The 20,114-nt window shown below is 45.0% G+C and carries 21 protein-coding genes; 16 read left to right on the top strand and 5 right to left on the bottom strand.

The window, feature by feature from the left end; all coding sequences use genetic code 11:
• Positions 1–10: 10 nt before the first annotated feature.
• Positions 11–1,291 (bottom strand): adenosylmethionine--8-amino-7-oxononanoate transaminase, encoded by a 1,281-nt coding sequence (bioA, locus tag C1S74_RS04705; RefSeq protein WP_045401175.1) that lies wholly within the window; start codon positions 1,289–1,291, stop codon positions 11–13.
• A gap of 130 nt (positions 1,292–1,421) precedes the next feature.
• Here bioA and bioB point away from each other — a divergent pair, with 130 nt between their 5' ends.
• The 5 genes from bioB to C1S74_RS04680 all read left to right on the top strand — a co-directional run bounded on the left by bioB (position 1,422) and on the right by C1S74_RS04680 (position 6,658).
• Positions 1,422–2,474, top strand: coding sequence for a biotin synthase BioB (bioB, locus tag C1S74_RS04700; RefSeq protein ID WP_045401176.1), 1,053 nt, complete (start codon positions 1,422–1,424; stop codon positions 2,472–2,474).
• A complete protein-coding gene (bioF, locus tag C1S74_RS04695) occupies positions 2,461–3,612 on the top strand; it encodes an 8-amino-7-oxononanoate synthase (RefSeq protein WP_045401177.1) in 1,152 nt (383 codons plus the stop codon). The genes bioB and bioF overlap by 14 nt, the downstream gene beginning before the upstream one ends.
• Entirely contained in the window at positions 3,612–4,418 is an 807-nt protein-coding gene (gene bioC / locus C1S74_RS04690; protein ID WP_045401179.1) for a malonyl-ACP O-methyltransferase BioC, read from the top strand. Before bioF ends, bioC begins: the two co-directional genes overlap by 1 nt.
• Positions 4,415–5,098, top strand: a complete 684-nt coding sequence (gene bioD / locus C1S74_RS04685; RefSeq protein ID WP_045401180.1) for a dethiobiotin synthase — start codon at positions 4,415–4,417, stop codon at positions 5,096–5,098. The genes bioC and bioD overlap by 4 nt, the downstream gene beginning before the upstream one ends.
• A gap of 123 nt (positions 5,099–5,221) precedes the next feature.
• Positions 5,222–6,658: an IS1182 family transposase gene (locus C1S74_RS04680; protein WP_103415238.1), complete on the top strand. Its 1,437-nt coding sequence runs from the start codon at positions 5,222–5,224 to the stop codon at positions 6,656–6,658.
• 147 nt (positions 6,659–6,805) lie between these two features.
• Here C1S74_RS04680 and C1S74_RS04675 read toward each other — a convergent pair whose 3' ends face one another.
• Complete coding sequence (locus tag C1S74_RS04675; protein ID WP_095759866.1) at positions 6,806–6,973, bottom strand: hypothetical protein; 168 nt, start codon at positions 6,971–6,973, stop codon at positions 6,806–6,808.
• 389 nt (positions 6,974–7,362) lie between these two features.
• Here C1S74_RS04675 and htpX point away from each other — a divergent pair, with 389 nt between their 5' ends.
• From htpX to C1S74_RS04630, 9 genes are all read left to right on the top strand, one after another.
• A complete protein-coding gene (htpX, locus tag C1S74_RS04670; protein WP_038867070.1) occupies positions 7,363–8,232 on the top strand; it encodes a protease HtpX in 870 nt (289 codons plus the stop codon).
• Positions 8,233–8,454: 222 nt separating this feature from the next.
• On the top strand, positions 8,455–8,874 hold the full coding sequence (locus C1S74_RS04665; RefSeq protein ID WP_038867072.1) for a nuclear transport factor 2 family protein: 420 nt from the start codon (positions 8,455–8,457) through the stop codon (positions 8,872–8,874).
• Complete coding sequence (locus C1S74_RS04660; protein WP_045403478.1) at positions 8,871–9,596, top strand: SDR family oxidoreductase; 726 nt, start codon at positions 8,871–8,873, stop codon at positions 9,594–9,596. Before C1S74_RS04665 ends, C1S74_RS04660 begins: the two co-directional genes overlap by 4 nt.
• A gap of 12 nt (positions 9,597–9,608) precedes the next feature.
• Complete coding sequence (locus tag C1S74_RS04655) at positions 9,609–10,919, top strand: NAD(P)/FAD-dependent oxidoreductase (RefSeq protein ID WP_045403480.1); 1,311 nt, start codon at positions 9,609–9,611, stop codon at positions 10,917–10,919.
• Position 10,920: 1 nt separating this feature from the next.
• Positions 10,921–11,739 (top strand): DUF1365 domain-containing protein, encoded by an 819-nt coding sequence (locus C1S74_RS04650; RefSeq protein WP_045403481.1) that lies wholly within the window; start codon positions 10,921–10,923, stop codon positions 11,737–11,739.
• Positions 11,733–12,989, top strand: a complete 1,257-nt coding sequence (locus C1S74_RS04645) for an SAM-dependent methyltransferase (RefSeq protein ID WP_038867078.1) — start codon at positions 11,733–11,735, stop codon at positions 12,987–12,989. The genes C1S74_RS04650 and C1S74_RS04645 overlap by 7 nt, the downstream gene beginning before the upstream one ends.
• Before the next feature lie 6 nt (positions 12,990–12,995).
• The gene (locus C1S74_RS04640; RefSeq protein ID WP_045403484.1) at positions 12,996–13,508 is read left to right on the top strand and encodes a DUF2878 domain-containing protein; all 513 of its coding nucleotides are present in this window, start codon (positions 12,996–12,998) and stop codon (positions 13,506–13,508) included.
• On the top strand, positions 13,468–14,052 hold the full coding sequence (locus tag C1S74_RS04635) for a chalcone isomerase family protein (RefSeq protein ID WP_045403487.1): 585 nt from the start codon (positions 13,468–13,470) through the stop codon (positions 14,050–14,052). Before C1S74_RS04640 ends, C1S74_RS04635 begins: the two co-directional genes overlap by 41 nt.
• Positions 14,052–14,588, top strand: coding sequence for a DUF3833 domain-containing protein (locus C1S74_RS04630; RefSeq protein ID WP_425275330.1), 537 nt, complete (start codon positions 14,052–14,054; stop codon positions 14,586–14,588). Before C1S74_RS04635 ends, C1S74_RS04630 begins: the two co-directional genes overlap by 1 nt.
• A gap of 241 nt (positions 14,589–14,829) precedes the next feature.
• Here the strand turns inward: C1S74_RS04630 and purB are convergent, their stop codons facing one another.
• From purB to mnmA, 3 genes are all read right to left on the bottom strand, one after another.
• Positions 14,830–16,200 carry an adenylosuccinate lyase gene (gene purB, locus C1S74_RS04625; RefSeq protein WP_045403490.1) on the bottom strand — a complete coding sequence of 457 codons (1,371 nt, stop codon included), beginning with the start codon at positions 16,198–16,200 and terminating at the stop codon, positions 14,830–14,832.
• Between the two features lie 153 nt (positions 16,201–16,353).
• Positions 16,354–16,971 carry a high frequency lysogenization protein HflD gene (gene hflD / locus C1S74_RS04620; RefSeq protein WP_045403492.1) on the bottom strand — a complete coding sequence of 206 codons (618 nt, stop codon included), beginning with the start codon at positions 16,969–16,971 and terminating at the stop codon, positions 16,354–16,356.
• Positions 16,972–16,981: 10 nt separating this feature from the next.
• On the bottom strand, positions 16,982–18,124 hold the full coding sequence (gene mnmA / locus C1S74_RS04615; RefSeq protein ID WP_045403494.1) for a tRNA 2-thiouridine(34) synthase MnmA: 1,143 nt from the start codon (positions 18,122–18,124) through the stop codon (positions 16,982–16,984).
• Between the two features lie 190 nt (positions 18,125–18,314).
• On the opposite strand from mnmA, the gene C1S74_RS04610 reads away from it, so the two are divergent.
• Together C1S74_RS04610 and C1S74_RS04605 are read left to right on the top strand one after the other, a co-directional pair.
• The gene (locus C1S74_RS04610; protein ID WP_038867102.1) at positions 18,315–18,584 is read left to right on the top strand and encodes a hypothetical protein; all 270 of its coding nucleotides are present in this window, start codon (positions 18,315–18,317) and stop codon (positions 18,582–18,584) included.
• A 116-nt stretch (positions 18,585–18,700) separates the two neighbouring features.
• The gene (locus tag C1S74_RS04605; RefSeq protein WP_045403497.1) at positions 18,701–20,005 is read left to right on the top strand and encodes an inosine/guanosine kinase; all 1,305 of its coding nucleotides are present in this window, start codon (positions 18,701–18,703) and stop codon (positions 20,003–20,005) included.
• The last annotated feature ends 109 nt before the right edge of the window (positions 20,006–20,114 follow it).

Genomic DNA, 20,114 nt, shown 5'->3' with positions numbered 1-20,114 from the left:
TTGAATTGGACTATGAAGCGAAGCAGTCTTTACGTTGCAAAGCAGCATCAATCGCATTAACTAGCTTCTCAATATCTTCCGGCTTGCTGATGAACGGCGGCATCATATAAATCAGTTTGCCAAATGGACGAATCCAAACTCCGTGTTCAACAAACAAGGCTTGGATGGTTTCCATATTCACTGGGCGATGCGTTTCTACAACACCAATTGCACCTAACCAACGGGTGTTCTTCACCAACTCGTATTCTTCAAGTTTTGGCAGTAATTCAGAAAACAGTGTTTCGATTTGTTGGGTTTGCTGCTTCCAATCACCTTGTTCGATCAATTCCAAACTTGCAGTAGCTACAGCACAAGCGAGTGGATTCCCCATAAAGGTTGGACCGTGCATAAAACACCCAGCATCACCGCCACAAACGGTGTCTGCGACGTGTTTGCTGGCTAGGGTCGCTGATAGCGTCATGTAGCCGCCAGTGAGTGCTTTCCCGACACACAGAATGTCTGGTTGAATATCTGCATGTTCGCAGGCAAACAATTTGCCTGTGCGCCCAAATCCGGTTGCGATCTCATCTGCAATCAATAACAAGCCGTATTTGTCACAAAGCCTACGCACGCCTTTGAGAAATTCTGGATGGTAGATACGCATGCCGCCGGCGCCTTGAACGATAGGCTCTAGAATCACCGCAGCGAGTTCTTGATGGTGCGTCTCAATCTTGTGCTCAAAGTCAGCAAGATCTTCTGGCTTCCATTCGTCCCAGTATCCACAAGTTGGTGACTCCGCAAAGATATGCTCAGGTAAAAAGCCTTTATAGAGGGAGTGCATCGAGTTATCTGGGTCGGTAACCGACATTGCCGCGAAAGTGTCGCCGTGATAACCGTGTCGCAAAGTAAGAAACTTTGGTCTGCGTTCGCCCTTCGCATGCCAATATTGCAGCGCCATTTTCAAGCTGACTTCTACAGCAACAGAGCCTGAGTCGGCAAGGAATACATGTTCAAGGTTACTTGGTGCGAGGGATAGCAACTTCTTACACAAACTGATTGCTGGCTGGTGGGTAATCCCGCCAAACATCACGTGAGAGACCCGATCGATCTGCTGGTGAGCGGCTTGATTTAAGTGCGGATGGTTATAGCCGTGGATCGTCGACCACCAAGAAGACATGCCATCGACAAGCTCTGTACCGTCTTCCAATTTAATGTGAACACCATTTGCGGATTCTACTGGGTAGCAGGTCAGAGGTGTCAATGTCGAAGTGTAAGGATGCCAGATATGCTGGCGGTCGAAGGCGAGATCCATGTGCGATTCCAATAATAATTGAGATTAAAAAATAAACAGATGTAAACTTTGTTCTTTTGTGTTGTGTTGACAGTTTATCGAGACTCAGTAGACTGTCAACACAACAACAAAAGTGACTAAAGGAATACACGTGGAAGTTCGTCATAACTGGACGCATGCTGAAGTGCGCGATCTCATGGAAAAACCATTCATGGATCTCCTATTCGAAGCGCAGCTTGTACATCGTCAATATCAACAAACCAACCATGTTCAAGTAAGCACGCTTCTGTCGATTAAGACAGGTGCTTGTCCAGAAGATTGTAAGTACTGTCCTCAGAGTGCTCGTTACACCACAGACATCGAAAAAGAGCGTCTGATGGAAGTTGAACGTGTACTCGATGCTGCACAAAAAGCGAAAAACGCTGGCTCAACCCGATTTTGTATGGGCGCAGCATGGAAAAACCCGAAAGAGCGTGACATGCCGCATTTGACCGACATGATCAAAGGTGTGAAGGGCATGGGTCTAGAAACGTGTATGACGCTTGGAATGTTAACGCCAGATCAAGCTAAGCAACTGGCAACCGCTGGTCTGGATTACTATAACCACAACCTTGATACCTCACCTGAGTTTTACGGCAACATCATTACCACACGTACTTACCAAGACCGTTTAGATACCCTGTCTCACGTACGTGATGCCGGAATGAAGATCTGTTCTGGTGGCATTATCGGCATGGGCGAAAGTGCCAATGACCGAGCAGGTTTGTTTGTGGAACTGGCTAACTTACCAACACATCCGGAAAGCGTGCCAATCAACATGCTCGTGAAGGTGAAGGGCACACCACTGGAAGAAGTGGATGACGTTGAGCCCTTTGACTTTATTCGTTTGATAGCAATTGCCCGCATTATGATGCCTATGTCTGCGGTTCGTTTATCGGCTGGCCGTGAAGATATGAACGAGCAGATGCAAGCGCTGTGCTTTATGGCTGGTGCAAACTCCGTCTTCTATGGCTGCAAACTTCTGACCACGCCAAACCCTTCTGAAGACAAGGACATGATGCTGTTTAACAAGCTCGGCATCAACAGCCAAGAGGTGTCTCAAAAACCTGATGAAATCGAAGAAAACGAGTTGCTGGATCGCGTCGTAGAGCGCGTTGCTGCACGTCCAACAAAAGACGACCTTTTCTACGATGCCAGCGTTTAAATCTCGTATCGAGTCCGCCCTTGCTGAGCGTAAAACGCAAGGGTTGAATCGTTCTATGAATGTGGTGTTTGCCGGTAACCAGTCCGTTTTAGAACACGAAGGCAGACGCTACATTAATTTCTCAAGTAATGATTATTTGGGCTTGGCCAATGACCAAGCGCTCGTTCGTGCATGGCAGCAAGGTTTAAGTGTATACGGCAGTGGCAGTGGGGCATCACCAATGGTCACTGGCTTTAGTGCAGCACACAGCAATTTAGAGGCCGCACTGACCGAATGGTTGGGCTACGACAGAGCAATTCTGTTTAGTTCGGGATTCAGTGCTAATCAAGCCTTGTTGTTTACCTTACTAGAAAAATCAGACGTACTCATTCAAGACCGTTTGAATCATGCTTCATTGATGGAAGCGGGGGCGTTGTCACCGGCTAAGATGAAGCGCTTCAAGCACAATGACATCGAGCACCTTTCATCACTCATAAGCGGTGAAGATAACAACCTTGTGGTGACCGAAGGGGTATTCAGCATGGACGGCGATTGTGCACCGCTTGCGAATATTGCTGAAGTCACTGGGAACTATGATGCATGGCTTGCCGTAGACGACGCTCATGGCATTGGTGTTCTTGGTGAGTCTGGTGGTGGTTCTTGCGAATTGGCGATGGTTAAGCCCGAGATATTGATCGTTACCTTCGGCAAAGCATTTGGAATGTCTGGCGCTGCCATTCTATGTGATCACGCAACGGGAGACTTTTTAACTCAGTTTGCTCGTCACCATGTGTATTCCACGGCGATGCCTCCAGCACAAGCCTACGCGCTGACACATGCTGTCTCGATGGTTCAAGAGCAGTCTTGGCGACGTGAAAAGCTTACAGAGCTTAGTGAAGTTTATCGAGATAGCTTCAACGATCTCGACGGTTTTGTCGAAACGCAAACTTCGATTAAGCCATTTATGATTGGTGAATCGGAACTGGCCTTACAGGTTGCAAGCGCTTGTCGTCAAAACGGTATTTGGGTGAGCGCGATTCGCCCACCAACGGTTCCGAAAGGGACCTCACGACTCCGAATTACACTGACGGCCAATCACACTAAAGAACAAATACAAACGCTTTCAATGGCACTGAAGCAAGCATTAGGAGCGCAGTAATGGATAATGCAGAGCACGTTGCGTTAGACAATTTCCTTCAAGATAAAGAGGCGATAGCGTCGTCTTTTGGCAAAGCAGCAGATACCTACGACCGGCATGCCGCGTTTCAACGTGATGTGGGACAAAGGCTATTACAAAAACTGCCTGACGACTTAACCAATAAACGAGTCTTAGACTTGGGGTGTGGTACGGGCTACTTCTCTCAACTGCTCCAACAACGTGGCGCCGAAGTGGTTTGTGGTGATATCTCACAAGCTATGTTAGATAAAGCGAAGCAGCGTTGTGGTGCACACCGAATGCAGTACCAGTTAGCTGATGCTGAAAATTTGTCTTTTGAGGACGATAGTTTTGATTATGTTTTCTCCAGCTTGGCATTGCAGTGGTGTGCGGATCTCAGTTACCCACTTAGAGAAATTCGTCGTGTGTTAAAAAAGGGAGGCACTGGCTGCTTTTCGACACTAATGGATGGCTCTCTGTATGAGTTGCGCGAATCGTGGTCAAAAATTGATGCATATCAACACGTGAATAACTTTATTACCCACAATCAGGTAAAAATTGCGTTAGCGCAATCTTGGTGCCACAACCATCATCTAGACTTGACCCCCATCACAGTTTGGTACGATTCAGCGTTTTCTGTCATGCGTGATCTCAAAGGCATTGGTGCAAATCACGTAAGCGGGCGCTCACATGGCCTAACGAGCCGTCGCACTTTGTTGCAAGTTGAGGGCGCGTACCAAGCATTTAGAAATGATCAAGGTCTTCTACCTGCAAGTTATCAGGTTTGTTTTGGAGTAATACATCTATGATTGATGCTTTTTTTATTGCTGGTACGGATACTGATGTAGGCAAAACCGTAGCGTCTAAAGCCATTCTGCAAGCATTAGCGGCAAAAGGGCTAAATACCATTGGTTATAAACCAGTGGCAGCAGGAAGCGATAAAACTGAGCAAGGTTGGCGTAATTCTGATGCGTTGCATTTGCAAAAAGCGGCAACGCTAGATATCGCGTACGATGATGTAAACCCATACGCTTTGGAATTGCCAGCTTCTCCTCACATCGCCGCAAAGCATGAACATGTAGAAATTAAGTACGAAGTATTGAGTGAAAAATTGGCTCAACACAAAGAGCAATCAGACATTGTTCTTGTGGAAGGGGCTGGTGGTTGGCGTGTTCCTGTGTCTGATACAGATAGCTTGTCGACTTGGGTACAGCAAGAGCAGTTGCCAGTTGTATTGGTTGTCGGTATTAAACTGGGCTGTTTGAGCCATGCTTTGCTCACTGCTGAGATCATCAAAGCGGATGGTTTGAATCTCGTAGGTTGGGTGGCAAACCGAGTAAATCCGGGCACTGAGCACTACGCAGAAATCATTGATATGCTTGAAGAACGCCTAGATGCACCAAAACTCGGTGAGATCCCTTATATCCCGAGTGCAAAACGTAAAGAGTTGGGCAAATACATCAACGTGGACCCGTTACTGAACGTTTAACTGCTGACTTTTTATCAGAAATCAAAAGGGCTGCATCATGCAGCCCTCAGACTGCTGACAAAGGTCTAGCCATCAGGCTAGACCTTTGATCTAATAGGGGTATCGAAAAATGGATACTCCAATATGCTACAAGATCCTTCTCCTCAACAATACGAATTTGAAATGGTGACGATGGAGCAGTTAGTTCCTAAAGACCATTTAGTCCGCAAAATTGATAAAGCCATAGACTTCGAATTTATCCGGGACCAAGTCGCTCACCTCTATTGTCAAGATAACGGTCGACCACCTGTTGACCCTGTTCGACTTTTCAAAATCATTTTTATTGGCTACCTCTTCGGAATCAAAAGCGAGCGACAGCTCGTTAAAGAGATTGAAGTCAATGTAGCCTATCGTTGGTTCTTGCGCATGTCGTTAACGGAGAAGGTTATCCATGCTTCAACACTGAGCCAAAACCGTATTCGCCGCTTCAATAATACCGACGTATTCGAACGTATCTTTATCAACATCGTTGAGCAGGCTATGGCCAAAGGCTTGGTCGCTGGGCAGCAACTCTTTACCGACAGCACTCACCTCAAAGCAAACGCTAACAAAAATAAACACACCAATGAGGTCAGAGACGTTCGAGCCAGTGCTTACCTCGACATGCTTGATGAAGACGTTGCATTAGACCGAGAACGAGAAGGAAAGAAGTCGCTTAAGGCACGAGTATCCGAGCCTAAAACAAAGAATACGAAAGTCAGTACTACAGACCCAGAAAGTGGTTTTATGACGAGAGACAATAAACCACAAGGCTTCTTCTACCTTGACCATCGTACCGTCGATGGTCTGCATGGGATCATCGTCGACACTCATGCGACGGCAGGTAATATCAATGACTCTCAACCCTATATTGAACGACTGGACTACACGCTAGAGCAGTTCAACCTTAACCCTATAGCTGTTGGTCTCGATGCCGGCTATTTTACCGCTCCCGTGGCAGAGTCATTAGAGCGCCGAAATATCTTAGGTGTGTTCGGCTACCGTAGGCCATCAAGAACAAAGAACACGTTCAAGAAGAAGCACTTTATCTACCACAAAGAGAGTGACAGTTATCGATGTCCAAATGGGCAAACGCTTATCTACAAAACGACGTCACGAGATGCTTATAGAGAGTATCACTCAGACCCGAAAGAATGCGTGCTCTGCCCAATGCGAAATGACTGTACTCAAAGTAAAAACATGAAGAAAGTCATCACCAGACACATCTATACAGATGCAGTGGAGAGAGCGAACCAAATGCGGCTCTCTCCCTATGGGAAGAAGACGTATAGACGAAGAAGTGAGACGGTAGAAAGAAGCTTCGCTGATGCTAAGCAGCACCATGGGCACCGTTATGCCCGCTTCCGTGGGCTAAGCAAAGTGCAAATGCAGTGTTGGTTAGCTGCCGCAGCTCAAAACATCAAGAAGATAGCTCTAGTAATGAGTTATTTACAAAAAATGGGGTTCAATATGGCTCAAATAAGACAAATATTAGCTTCTAAATACTTGTTTAAGAGTTGGAACAGATTAAATCTGGTATAGCGAAAAATATCGCGATCGCGACCTACGGTCGCTTATAAAAAAGAACCCCACCGAAAAAGGTGGGGTTCGTCATCAATCTGAGGGCTGCATCATGCAGCCCTTTTTTCATGTAAATTTTTGTGTCTGAATAACAAATAAAGATTCTGGTTATTTTTCTTGGCTCAGACCCATCAAAGCCGACTGTGTTTCAGAAACACGTTTTGCCATTTGAGCTTCTGTTGAAATACCCAGTTGCTGTTTTGCCTCATCCTCTGAGATACCTAGGTGACAGCAAAGTAAATCGATAGCCATTTGATAGTCGTTAGTTTCTACCATGATTTTTCCCTCAAGACATGGAAGTTTAGAGCTGCTTTATTGTCCTTTAGAGCATGCTCCGTTTCGTTCATCTGACCCGAATTTAGCATGTACAGAAAGTCGCACAATAAGACCAAAGTCTATACCGACGATAAAGTACTGATTTAAGAGTGTAAAAAGGTGTGTATTATTTCAGTCTCGAAAACAAATGTTGCAATTTATTGCTTAACCTTGTTTTTATCGCGGATAGACTATATCTATAACGCAACGGAACACAAAACCAAGCAGAAATGCCTTTTGTAGCGTTCTGTTTCTTATAACAAGGTGTTCTTATAATAATCCGTTTTAAAAATAGGTGTCTTGAAAAACAACCTGTTCTAAAAAACGATAAGCTTCCTCGGAGAAAAGTAATGAAGCGAATTATGTTATTCCTAGCAACTAACCTAGCCGTTGTGCTGGTTCTTAGTGTTGTTCTGAATATTGTTTACGCTGTAACTGGAATGCAACCAGGCAGTCTGTCTGGTCTACTTGTCATGGCCGCAGTGTTCGGCTTTGGTGGTGCGTTTATCTCATTAATGATGTCGAAGGGCATGGCGCTACGTTCTGTTGGCGGTATGGTCATCGAGAGCCCACGTAATGAGACTGAGCATTGGTTGTTGGAAACTGTTGGTCGTCAAGCTCAACAAGCGGGCATTGGTATGCCAACGGTGGCAATTTACGATGCTGCAGATATCAACGCATTTGCGACAGGCGCAAAGCGCGATGACTCTCTGGTTGCGGTTTCTACTGGTCTGTTACACAACATGACGCGTGATGAAGCTGAAGCAGTATTGGCACACGAAGTGAGTCACATTGCTAATGGCGACATGGTAACCATGACATTGATGCAAGGCGTGGTGAATACATTCGTTATCTTCCTGTCTCGCTTTATCGCAAACATCGTGGCATCTAATGATGATGAAGAAGGCCAAGGCACTAACATGATGGTGTACTTTGGTATTTCAATGGTGCTAGAACTGGTATTCGGTTTCCTAGCAAGCTTCCTAACCATGTGGTACAGCCGTCACCGTGAATTCCACGCTGATGCGGGTGCTGCTCAATTGGTCGGTAAAGAGAAGATGATTGCTGCGCTTGAGCGCTTGAAGATGAGCCATGAATCTCAACTAGACGGCACAATGATGGCGTTTGGTATCAATGGTAAGCAATCTATCACAGAGCTTCTTATGAGCCACCCACCACTAGACAAGCGCATTGCTGCACTTCGTAGCCAACAATACTAACTGCTCGTAATTATTCAGCAGATAAATAGTTAATCCTATGAAAAGGCTTGGTTTTTTAACCAAGCCTTTTTTTGTGTCTGTTGATCGCTACCGTACTTCATCACGTATCACTCTACAGAAACAAAGTTATACAAAAATATTTTTGTACAACTTTTCTTGTTTGGTCTATCTTGTACATATAATAATTTTGTACAACTGTTGAAGTAGCGTAGGAGTATAGAAATGGACATTCAGTCAGTTGGCAACATATATCAGAAGTTGAGCAAAGCGAATTTGCACTTGCTTGAAGGGGTATACCACCAGGATGTGGTGTTTGAAGATGCTGCTCATCGCCTAGAGGGATGGCCTGCGCTTTCTGATTATTTTCAGTCGCTATATTCCAATGTAATACGCTGCGACTTTGTTATTCATGATCACCAACAAGTTGGAGAAACTGGGTTCTTGACATGGACGATGGATCTTCAGCATCCAAAGTTGCAGAAAGGCGCCCCGATCCTTGTTAACGGCGTATCGCATCTTAAATTTTGCGAGGGGCAGGTTATTTATCACCGAGACTATTTCGATTTGGGTGAGATGCTTTATGAAAACTTACCTTTGCTAGGGTCAGTAGTGAGAACCATTAAACAGAGGTTAGGGCAATGACAGAGTCGGTTTTGATAACTGGAGCAACGTCGGGTATCGGCAAACAACTCGCACTCGATTACGCCCTAGCTGGATGGAAGGTGATCGCTTGTGGTCGGAATCAAGCGGTTCTGTCAGAGCTAGAAGCTTCATCTCAAAATATCGCTACATTGCGATTTGATATAACTGACTATGAACAAACACAGACCGCACTCAATGCGTTGCCGTTTACCCCCGAGACATGGATGTTTAATGCGGGTGACTGTGAATATATGGATGACGGTTTGGTAGATGCACAACTTATGGCGCGTGTTATGAACGTTAATGTCGTTGGTGTCGCGAATTGTGTCGAAGCGTGCCAGTCGCAATTCGAACGTGGCCACCGTGTTGTGATCGTCGGCTCTATTGCCTCTGAAATCGCGCTGCCTCGCGCTGAAGCCTACGGAGCATCGAAAGCTGCTGTCAGTTATTTCGCACGCACGCTTGCCGTAGATTTGAAAGCGAAAGGCATCAAAGTCGTAACCGTATTTCCCGGCTTTGTAGAGACCCCTTTAACAGACAAAAACACGTTTGATATGCCAATGATTATCTCGGTCAATCAGGCTTCTGAAGCCATCAGAAAACAATTGGATGCAGGCAAAAGCCATATTTATTTCCCAGCGAGATTCACCGGAATATTACGTTTTATCTCGTTGCTTCCATACAGCTGGCAAGCTCGGCTCACCGCAAAACTCGTATCATAAGAAGGAAGAAGCATGAACACGGTAGGAAGAAAAAAAGTCGCGATTATTGGAACGGGTATTTCTGGCCTGACTTGCGGTTACTACTTACACAAAGAACATGACGTGACGTTATTTGAGGCCAACGACTACATTGGTGGACACACCGCCACTGTCGATGTGAACGTCGCTGGCAAAGACTACGCTATTGATACTGGGTTTATCGTTTACAACGACCGGACTTACCCTAATTTCATCCAAATGATGAACGAGATAGGTGTGGAAGGGTTACCAACACAAATGAGTTTCAGCGTACGAAATGACAGTAATGGGTTAGAGTATAACGGCCATACGGTTTCAACGTTGTTTGCGCAAAAGCGTAACTGGGCAAACCCTAAATTTTATCGTTTCATTTTCGAAATACTTCGCTTCAACAAGTTGGCAAAACGTTTTGCCAATGAACAATCAACAAATTCACAAACGCTGGGCGAGTTTCTTGACGAGCACAAATTCAGCCCTTTCTTTTCTGACAATTATATATTGCCGATGGGCGCCGCTATTTGGTCGTCGACGTTAGCGGACATGCGTGCGTTTCCACTCATGTTCTTCTTACGTTTCTTCTTAAACCACGGTTTGTTAGATGTGACGAACCGACCGCAATGGTATGTAATAAAAGGTGGTTCGCGCGCTTACATCCCACCATTGACCAAAGGCTTTGCAGATAAAATTAGACTCAATAGCCCGGTTGAGAAAGTCGTTAGGAGTGACAACGGTGTTGGTGTTCAGGTACATGGTGAGACGTATTGGTTTGATGACGTTATCTTCGCTTGTCACAGTGATCAAGCGATGAGAATGCTCAATGAAATCTCGCCTCTAGAACAAGATATCTTGGGTAATATGACTTATCAAGCGAATGAAGTGGTTTTACACACGGACACCAGTTTGTTGCCAAAACGTAAAGCGGCGTGGGCGGCATGGAACTATTTGTTGGATGGCAGTGACGGCGAGCAGCAACGTCTACCTTCGCTGACTTATAACATGAACATTCTTCAGCACGTTCAATCAGAGCATACGTTTTGCGTAACGTTGAACAGTAGCAATCAAATCAACCCAAACAAGATTCTACGCTCATTCACTTATCATCATCCTGTATTTACCACGGAGTCGATAGCAGCGCAGCAGCGCAAAGATGAGATACAAGGAAAGCAAAGCTCTTGGTTCTGTGGCGCTTATTGGTACAACGGATTCCATGAAGATGGTGTACGTAGTGCACTTGACGTAGTGAAAGGCTTGGAAGAAAAGTACCGCTATCAAAATGTGGTTCCTTTTGAAAAAGGCGCGGCATGATATGGGGAGCGAGTTGAACAGCAGATTATTTATTGGCAATGTTCGTCATCGCCGATTTACCCCAGTTAAGCATGAACTGAACTACTCTCTGTTCATGCCTGCGATTGATGTCGATGAGCTTGTCGAGCTAGAGAAGAATGTATGGGGCTTTGGTTCACGTTGGTGGCACTGGGCTCGTTTCAAGCGCAGCGATTACATTGGTGAAGGTTGCATTAAATCAGCAGTACAAAACAAAGTTGAAGCATTAACCGGTGTTCGTTGTTCGGGGAAAGTTATCGCTGTTTGCCACTTGCGCTATCTCGGTCTTTATTTCAGCCCTGTGAACTTTTACTACGTTTACGATGATAAAGGCGAATGGCAGTACCTTCTCGCAGAAGTGAGCAATACCCCTTGGAATGAATGCCATTATTACGCGGTTGCTGCGGATAAGGATGATGAACACTTTGGCTGGGAACAAGACAAAGCATTTCACGTCTCGCCATTTAACCCTATCGACCAGCGTTACCATTGGAAGATAAAACCGTTGACCGACAAACTTAATATCCATCTCGAGTGTCACAAAGGTGAAAAACACTTTGACGCGACGATGGCGATGAAAGGGCAACCTTTTTTGAGTAAAAGCTTACTTAAGTGCTTGATCGTTACACCGATTCAAACGGTAAAAGTAATGGTTGGCATTTATTGGCACGCATTAAAACTCTGGATTAAAGGCGCGCCTTTTTACTCACACCCTAAGTATGCTCAACCAGACACAGCGGAACCTGAGCAAGTGAGTGAAGACGAGAAAAATAATAAGCACAAGGAGAACTCTGCATGTTAAACACGACTTCTATGGCGATGCCGCGAGAATTGACGACGACACAAAAAGCGGCTCGTGGGGTTCTTTTTCAGTGTCTACAGAAAATGGAAATCGGCTGCTTAACCGTGATTGAAAGCTTCAAGACAGAAACAACCGAGCGCAGTGAGAGATTTTCTACACCAAATGGTGATTACAAAGGTTCGCCCGTTGTCGCAACGATAGAGGTGAAGCATCCTGGTTTTTACTCCCGCATTTTGCAAGGCGGGAGCATCGCAGCGGGTGAAGCTTACATGGACGGCTGGTGGGATAGCCCAGATTTGACTGCACTGATGAAGCTAATGGCGCTCAACATGCGAGCCCTCGATAGACTTGAAGAACAAGGCAGTTGGTTGACTAAGATATTGTATAAATTCAGTCACTGGACAAACCGAAACTCTCAAGAAAATTCGCGCAAGAATATACACGCACATTACGATTTGGGTAATAATCTCTATGAAGCATTTCTTGACACCAACATGCTGTATTCATCAGCACTCTATAACCAAGAGAGCGACTCATTGGAACAGGCACAAATCAATAAGATGGATCGTTTGTGCCAGCAGCTCGAACTCAAACCTAGCGATCATGTTATCGAGATTGGCACAGGGTGGGGCGCTATGGCGATCTACATGGCGGAGCAATACGGTTGTAAAGTTACGACGACAACTATCTCTGAAGAGCAACATGCTTACGCTGAGCAGAAAATCAAAGAGCGTGGCTTAACAGACAAAGTAACGTTGCTGAAAGAAGATTATAGAAACTTAACCGGAACGTACGATAAGTTGGTTTCTATTGAAATGATCGAAGCGGTCGGTAAACAGTTCTTGCCGTCGTACATTAAGAAATGTGAATCTTTGCTGAAGTCCGGTGGTTTGATGGCCATTCAAGCGATAACTATTGCTGACCAGCGTTACGATTACTACAGCAATAACGTCGATTTTATTCAAAAGTACATTTTCCCTGGGGGCTTTCTACCTTCGGTAACATCGTTAACACAAGCGACAACCAAGCACAGTGATTTGGTGACTCGAGATTTGTTCGATATCGGCCTGGATTATGCGAAAACGCTTAATGAATGGCATTTCCGATTCAATCAAGCAGAGCATGAAGTCAGAAGCTTTGGCTACGATGACCGATTTGTACGCATGTGGCGTTACTACTTGAGCTACTGTGAAGGGGGCTTTTTAGCTCGAACCATCAGTGCTGTTCATATGACGTTTCAACGTCCGTAACCCTTTATGAGACTGTTTATTGCATCAACATGGTTCCAACTCTGCTGGTTCGCCGCCGTGCTTGGAACCTATCAGTGGCAATGGCTGACGTTAGTGCTTACGTTACTAACGTTGGTGTATTGTTGGAGAGTCGAGCCCTTCGCTCTCAAAAGTGTTGCCATAGTCGTGTTCATGGGCTTGGTACTTGACACTCTCAACAAGCAATTGTCTGTCCTCCTATTCCCAACTGTCTGGTTGCCCATGTGGCTTGTCTGCTTGTGGGTTTTATTTTCTTGGTATGCCTACCAACTCAAGTCAATTTTGTACCGTTTCCCAAAAAACTACGTATCAGTAGTAGGCGGCATCGGAGGAACAGCGAGCTACTTTGCTGGTTACAAGCTCCAAGCCGTTGAATTTGGATTCAACACAAGCATTACCCTCGCAATTTTGTTTGTCGAATGGTGTTTAGTAATGCTTTTGATACTCAGGGTATACGGAAATGAAAAGCTTGAAGAGAAATTGGAAACAGAACCTGACTAACAGTTTGTTGATGACGGCTTTACTTTTTGTGATGCCTTCACAAGCTCAGATGATTACAGGAACAAGCGCTTTACCGATGTGGCAGCAGTGGCAAACGGTTGGAGAAGCACAACTTACTTGGTTCGTTTTTGATGTTTATAAGTCAACCTTAAAAGCACCAGACGGACAGTATCTCGTTTCTAATGACATTTCTCCTCACCCATTTGCGCTCGAAATTAATTATCAAAGAGACATTAGCAAGCAGCAACTTCTTGATGTGACGGATGAACAATGGCAAAAGCTTGGTTTCACGCAAGCTTACCGTCAGGCTTGGATCTCTGAATTTGACACCATGTTCCCTAACATCAAAAAAGGCGATGAGCTTACCTACCTCACTGATGGAAAAACAGGGCAACTTATCTATCGACAAGCGGGCAGCAAGCCTTATCAGATAGTTGGTTATGTTAAGGATGAGGGACTTAATGATGCGTTTCTTTCCATTTGGTTATCACCAAAAACTGAATTTCCTAAACTTCGTAAACAACTTATTGGGCAGGTAAGGTAGTGAAAGTACTAAAGCGTATCTTAAAAACTTCGATTGTCGCAGCGGCAACACTGCTTGGCGCATGTTCTGCTGATATCGACAATTACCAACCCGCTACTCCAGCCTTCGATTTGTTCGGCTATTTCGAAGGTGATGTCAAAGCATGGGGGATGGTGCAGGATTACACCGATAAGCAAACGCGTCGCTTCGAGGTCGATATCGTCGGTACAGTGAAAGGCAATGAGCTAACACTGGTGGAAGATTTTGTCTTTGATGATGGCGAGCTTGACCAGCGTATATGGGTCATTACCAGACTCGAAGATGGTACTTATCAAGGGAAAGCGGACGACATTATTGGTGTAGCGACCGGTAAAGAGACGGGTAATGCGCTGCAATGGCAATATGACTTCGAGTTGAAAATGGATGATTCAACTATCACGGTGTCGTTTGATGATTGGCTTTACCGCCAGGATGAAATGCACGTGTTTAATCTCACCAAGATTAAGAAATTTGGCGTTGAAGTAGGGACGATTACTCTTTTCTTCCAGAGGCAATAGAAATAAAGAATCGAGATGCGGGAGCGCTTCGCTCTAGAAACCGAGAGTGAGGAACTAGTATTTTAGTAAAGGCAAGCTTAACTTTGGAAGTGTTGGCAAAGATGCCTTTTGGATGGATATAATCGAGTCTTATCCCTTACCCCGAATCGTAGCGTTCTGTAGGGCGAAGCCTGTTACCCCTAAAATAAAGAAAGGGTTGACGCTTTCACGTCAACCCTCACGATTTTTGGAATTCCGAATCTTACAGCTTGTCTGTCAGCTCGATTGCTTGACCGATATAGTTAGCTGGTGTCATCTCTTTCAGGCGTGCTTTCTCGTGCTCAGGAAGCTCAAGACCGTCAATGAAGTTACGCATTGCTTCGCCGTCTACACGTTTACCACGAGTCAGCTCTTTTAGCTTCTCGTATGGCTTCTCGATGCCGTAACGACGCATTACTGTTTGCACTGGCTCTGCTAGTACCTCCCAGTTCTTGTCGAGTTCAGCAAGAAGCGCTTCACGGTTTACTTCTAGCTTGCTGATGCCTTTTAGCGTTGAAGTGTAAGCGATGATTGCGTAGCCAACACCAACGCCAAGGTTACGTAGAACCGTAGAGTCAGTAAGGTCACGTTGCCAACGAGAGATAGGCAGTTTCTGTGCTAGGTGACCGAATACTGCGTTCGCAAGGCCTAGGTTACCTTCAGAGTTTTCAAAGTCGATTGGGTTAACTTTGTGAGGCATTGTTGAAGAACCGATCTCACCAGCAATGGTTTTTTGCTTGAAGTGGCCTAGTGCAATGTAACCCCAAACGTCACGATCGAAATCAATCAGGATTGTGTTGAAGCGTGCAACCGCATCGAATAGTTCTGCGATGTAATCGTGAGGCTCGATCTGAGTTGTGTAAGGGTTCCAAGTTACGCCTAGAGATTCAGTGATGAACTCTTCAGAGAACTGGTGCCAATCTAGCTCTGGGTAAGCTGAAAGGTGTGCGTTGTAGTTACCTACCGCGCCGTTGATTTTCGCAAGAATTTCGACATTTTCGATTTGCTTGAATTGACGCTCCATACGGTACGCCACGTTTGCCATTTCTTTACCCATTGTAGATGGAGAAGCTGGCTGGCCGTGTGTACGAGACAGAAGTGGGATGTCGCGGTATTCAACAGCAAGCGCTTTGATTGCGTCGATTAGGTTGCGAATTTCTGGAAGAATCACAGTTTCACGCGCTTCTTTAAGCATTAGAGCGTGTGATGTGTTGTTGATGTCTTCAGAAGTACATGCAAAGTGGAAGAACTCGTTTACTGCGTGCAGTTCAGGAACGTCTGCTACTTTCTCTTTGAGGAAGTACTCAACCGCTTTAACGTCGTGGTTAGTTGTACGCTCGATCTCTTTGATACGGCGTGCATCTTCTTCAGAGAAGTTTGCAGCAAGGTCGTCTAGGAATTGGTTTGCTTCTGCGCTAAACGCTGGCACTTCTGCAATTTCAGCAGTAGCAGCAAGCTTTTGTAGCCAGCGGATTTCAACGATAGTACGGTACTTAAGTAGACCGTACTCACTGAAAATTTCGCGTAACGCAATTGTCTTGCTTCCGTAACGACCGTCTACTGGTGAAACAGCAGTCAATGCTGACAGTTCCATGATGTTCTCCTGAATTGGGTTTCTAAATTTCGTGAGCTTTATACCAATAACTGTGGCAATTGTCACGAATATTGCGCAAACGTTTGCGCGGGATTTGTTTTGGTAGAAAAAAATGAGCTCGCGATAAACGCGAGCTGCTTATTTATTACCTTATTACATACGAGCAAGAAGAATTTGTGCTTGCTCGACCATCTTTTTGCGTCCAAAGATTAAGTGGCGACGTTTACCGCCAACTTGACGCCAGAGTACTGCACTACGAATACCTGATAACAACAACGCGCGAACTTTGTGTTGGTTAGAGGTTTGTTGCAGCACGGATGGGGTACCGGTAACTTGAATGCGAGGGCCGATAGGGCTAACAACATCCAAGTAAATGCTTGCTAGGTTGCTGATCATTTGATCGTCCAGCAATTCAAAATGTTCCGTTTGACGCTGAGCCATTTGGATACGGTCACCAAGTTGTGACATTGCATCGTTGCGGCCTGTTAGCTTGCGCTCTAATGCCATTAGGCTAATGATGTAGCGAGTAACTTCACTCCCTGACGGGGTGCTATCAATCCCTTTCACTAAGCACTCAAGACCCAGCTTTAAGTCGGATTCACGACCAAAGACACCAATAGTGTTCGCTGGGTTTGTATTGATAATGGCGTTAATTGACGTTTCAAAGGCATCTTGATCACAATGTCCGTTTTTCGCTGCCTGTTGAACCAATGCAACAGCTTGGCAAATGCCTGCGAAAGCGATAGTACGGTCATAAAGTGTATTCGCCACGTAACGACTCCTAAGCTTGAGAATATTTAATGCGTTGCTCGATGATGCCGCCACCTAGGCACACGTCATCTTTGTAGAACACGGCCGATTGACCTGGAGTCACGGCAATTTGTGGTTCGTCAAAGATCACCTTAATGTTCTCATCATCGATAGGGATGATTGTACAAGGAATATCTTCCTGACGGTAACGTGTTTTCACTGTGCACTTCATAACATCGCGAATTGGCTCACGATCTACCCAGTGAAGTTGTGATGCAAGTAGACCTTCTGATTTTAGCATCGGGTGGTCTTTACCTTGTACCGCAATCAAAACATTACGCTTTAGATCTTTCTCGCCAACGAACCATGGGTCTTCGTTACCGCCGCCGCCTTTACGTCCACCGATGTGAAGACCTTTACGCTGACCAAGCGTGTGGTACATCAGGCCTTGGTGTTGACCAATCACTTCGCCTTCTGGTGTTTCAATGTTACCAGGTTGCGCAGGTAGGTATTTACCGAGGAACTCAGTGAACTTGCGCTCACCGATGAAACAAATACCCGTCGAGTCTTTCTTCTTCGCGGTGATTAGATCTTGCTCTTCCGCAATGCGGCGTACTTCTGGCTTCTCTAGGTCACCAACAGGGAATAGGCTACGAGCAATTTGCTCGTTGCTTAATGTGTACAGGAAGTAGCTTTGATCTTTGTTGCCATCTAGACCACGTAGCATCTGTGGTTTCTCCTGTTCTTCACCAGGTAAAGCGTTCTCTGGGAATGAACGACGTACGTAGTGACCCATTGCAATGTAATCTGCATCAAGCACTTCATCAGCGAATTCTAGGAATGCTTTGAACTTGATTTCTTTGTTACAAAGAATGTCTGGGTTTGGTGTACGACCAGCTTTGTATTCAGCTAAGAAGTACTCAAATACGTTATCCCAGTACTCAGCAGCAAAGTTGATGGTGTGTAGGTGAATGCCCAGCTTGTCACATACTGCTTGAGCATCAGCAAGATCTTCTGCTGCTGTACAATATTCTTCGTTGTCATCTTCTTCCCAGTTCTTCATGAACAGGCCTTCTACTTGGTAGCCTTGTTGCTTTAGAAGATACGCAGAAACAGATGAATCAACGCCGCCGGACATACCGACGATGACTTTCTTTTGGCTGTTATCAGACATTACTAAACACCACTTAAATAAACGGGACGCAGATTCTAACAGAATCCACAGACCGGTGACAGATCCGAGATCGAAATCACACTTCGATTTTGGCTTAAATTTATCCAAATACGAACGTGAGAGTTAAATTCGATAAGTATAGAAGGGTTATATATGGCATAGTTGGCAAAAATCCAAGAGGAAAAATCAAATGACTGAAGAAAACCAATTTATGCAAGAAGCTGAGTTGATTGAAATTGTAGAGAATCAACTTGAAGACGGTAACCCTATTAAAGTCAAAGAGACGTTAATGCGTTTGATGATGACTGGTACACCACGTGAAGATGCGGTTGCGATGATGGCGTGTGCTATGTCTATCGAGATTTTCGACGTGATGAAAAATGAAGGTGAATTCAATCTAAAGCGCTATACCGAACACCTCGAACAGCTGCCTGATTTGGGTTTCATGGAAGGCGAATAGAGCGTTAGAAAATAAAAAGCAGGGTGCAAACGTTTGCTATAATCGCTTTTATTGCTGCTTTATTGTCAGCGGTATAGAATCCGTTCTCCTTTTCATCCCTTACTCAGACTAACAATATGAAATTTCCTGGACAACGCAAATCGAAGCACTATTTTCCTGTTCATGCTCGTGACCCATTGGTGAGCCAAGCACAAGAAAGCAAAAAGATGACGCGCACTCACATCATTGGTATTGATCAGACTCTGGTTGATATTGAGGCGAAAGTTACAACGGATGTGATTGAAAAGTACGGTTTGAGTAAAGGACACTCGTTGGTAATTGATGACGCAACAGCAGAAGCGCTTTATCAACAATTAAAAGAAGAATGCCTAATTACCAATGAGTATGCAGGTGGCACGATTGGTAATACGCTACACAATTATTCTGTGTTGGCAGATGACCGCTCAACGCTTCTGGGTGTAATGAGCCAAGATATCAAAATCGGCAGCTACGGTTACCGTTATTTATGTAACACATCAAGCCGCATGGATCTGAACTACCTACAAGGTGTTGAGGGTGCAATTGGTCGTTGTTTTGCTCTTATTACTGAAGACGGTGAACGTACTTTCGCTATCAGCGAAGGTCAAATGAACCAACTTCACCCAGACAATATCCCTGAAAAGATTTTCAAGAGCGCGTCGGCTTTAGTACTGACTGCATACCTCGTTCGTTGTAAAGAAGGTGACCCAATGCCTGAAGCAACGATGCGTGCGATTGAATACGCGAAGAAACACGATGTACCTGTTGTATTAACGCTAGGTACCAAATTCGTTATTCAAGATGACCCTACATTCTGGCAAGAGTTTATTCGCGATAACGTTTCTGTTGTTGCAATGAATGAAGATGAAGCGGAAGCATTAACGGGCGAATCTGATCCTCTAGCAGCATCGGATAAAACGTTAGATTGGGCTGATCTAGTGCTTTGTACTGCTGGTCCTGTTGGCCTATTTATGGCGGGTTACACTGAAGATAGCGCGAAACGTGAAACTTCTTTGCCATTACTTCCAGGTTCTATTGCTGAATTTAACCGTTTCGAATTTAGTCGCCCAGCGAAGAAAGATACGTGCGAGAATGCAATTAAAGTATATTCACATATCTCTCCATACATGGGTGGCCCAGAAAAAATTAAGAACACCAATGGCGCAGGTGATGCGGCATTGTCTGCGGTTCTTCACGATATGGCGGCAAATAAATACCACAAAGAAAATGTGCCTAACTCAAGCAAGCACAGCAATGAGTATTTAACTTACTCTTCATTCTCTCAAGTTTGTAAATACGCAAACCGTGCAAGTTATGAAGTGTTAGTTCAACACTCTCCACGTCTTTCTCGCGGCCTGCCGGAGCGTGAAGATAGTTTGGAAGAAGCATACTGGGAACGTTAATTAATCACGTTGAATTAGGTAATTCCTAGCATACGAAAAAATGGCGCATTCCAAATGCGCCATTTTTGTATCTACTTACAGATAAATAAAAAGGTTCCCATTTGGGAAC

Source organism: Vibrio hyugaensis (assembly GCF_002906655.1).
Classification (GTDB): domain Bacteria; phylum Pseudomonadota; class Gammaproteobacteria; order Enterobacterales; family Vibrionaceae; genus Vibrio; species Vibrio hyugaensis.
The sequence above is the reverse complement of the archived record's forward strand: the minus strand, read 5'-3'. Positions and strand labels throughout refer to the sequence as shown.

Coding starts and splice junctions, on each gene's coding strand:
- C1S74_RS04645 (WP_038867078.1), top strand. CDS start 11,733: ATGTTAAACACGACTTCTATGGCGATGCCGCGAGAATTGACGACGACA.
- C1S74_RS04605 (WP_045403497.1), top strand. CDS start 18,701: ATGAAATTTCCTGGACAACGCAAATCGAAGCACTATTTTCCTGTTCAT.
- C1S74_RS04635 (WP_045403487.1), top strand. CDS start 13,468: ATGAAAAGCTTGAAGAGAAATTGGAAACAGAACCTGACTAACAGTTTG.
- bioC (WP_045401179.1), top strand. CDS start 3,612: ATGGATAATGCAGAGCACGTTGCGTTAGACAATTTCCTTCAAGATAAA.
- C1S74_RS04680 (WP_103415238.1), top strand. CDS start 5,222: ATGCTACAAGATCCTTCTCCTCAACAATACGAATTTGAAATGGTGACG.
- htpX (WP_038867070.1), top strand. CDS start 7,363: ATGAAGCGAATTATGTTATTCCTAGCAACTAACCTAGCCGTTGTGCTG.
- C1S74_RS04675 (WP_095759866.1), bottom strand. CDS start 6,973: ATGGTAGAAACTAACGACTATCAAATGGCTATCGATTTACTTTGCTGT.
- mnmA (WP_045403494.1), bottom strand. CDS start 18,124: ATGTCTGATAACAGCCAAAAGAAAGTCATCGTCGGTATGTCCGGCGGC.
- C1S74_RS04640 (WP_045403484.1), top strand. CDS start 12,996: ATGAGACTGTTTATTGCATCAACATGGTTCCAACTCTGCTGGTTCGCC.
- C1S74_RS04650 (WP_045403481.1), top strand. CDS start 10,921: ATGGGGAGCGAGTTGAACAGCAGATTATTTATTGGCAATGTTCGTCAT.
- C1S74_RS04655 (WP_045403480.1), top strand. CDS start 9,609: ATGAACACGGTAGGAAGAAAAAAAGTCGCGATTATTGGAACGGGTATT.
- bioF (WP_045401177.1), top strand. CDS start 2,461: ATGCCAGCGTTTAAATCTCGTATCGAGTCCGCCCTTGCTGAGCGTAAA.
- bioA (WP_045401175.1), bottom strand. CDS start 1,291: ATGGATCTCGCCTTCGACCGCCAGCATATCTGGCATCCTTACACTTCG.
- C1S74_RS04610 (WP_038867102.1), top strand. CDS start 18,315: ATGACTGAAGAAAACCAATTTATGCAAGAAGCTGAGTTGATTGAAATT.
- purB (WP_045403490.1), bottom strand. CDS start 16,200: ATGGAACTGTCAGCATTGACTGCTGTTTCACCAGTAGACGGTCGTTAC.
- bioD (WP_045401180.1), top strand. CDS start 4,415: ATGATTGATGCTTTTTTTATTGCTGGTACGGATACTGATGTAGGCAAA.
- C1S74_RS04665 (WP_038867072.1), top strand. CDS start 8,455: ATGGACATTCAGTCAGTTGGCAACATATATCAGAAGTTGAGCAAAGCG.
- C1S74_RS04660 (WP_045403478.1), top strand. CDS start 8,871: ATGACAGAGTCGGTTTTGATAACTGGAGCAACGTCGGGTATCGGCAAA.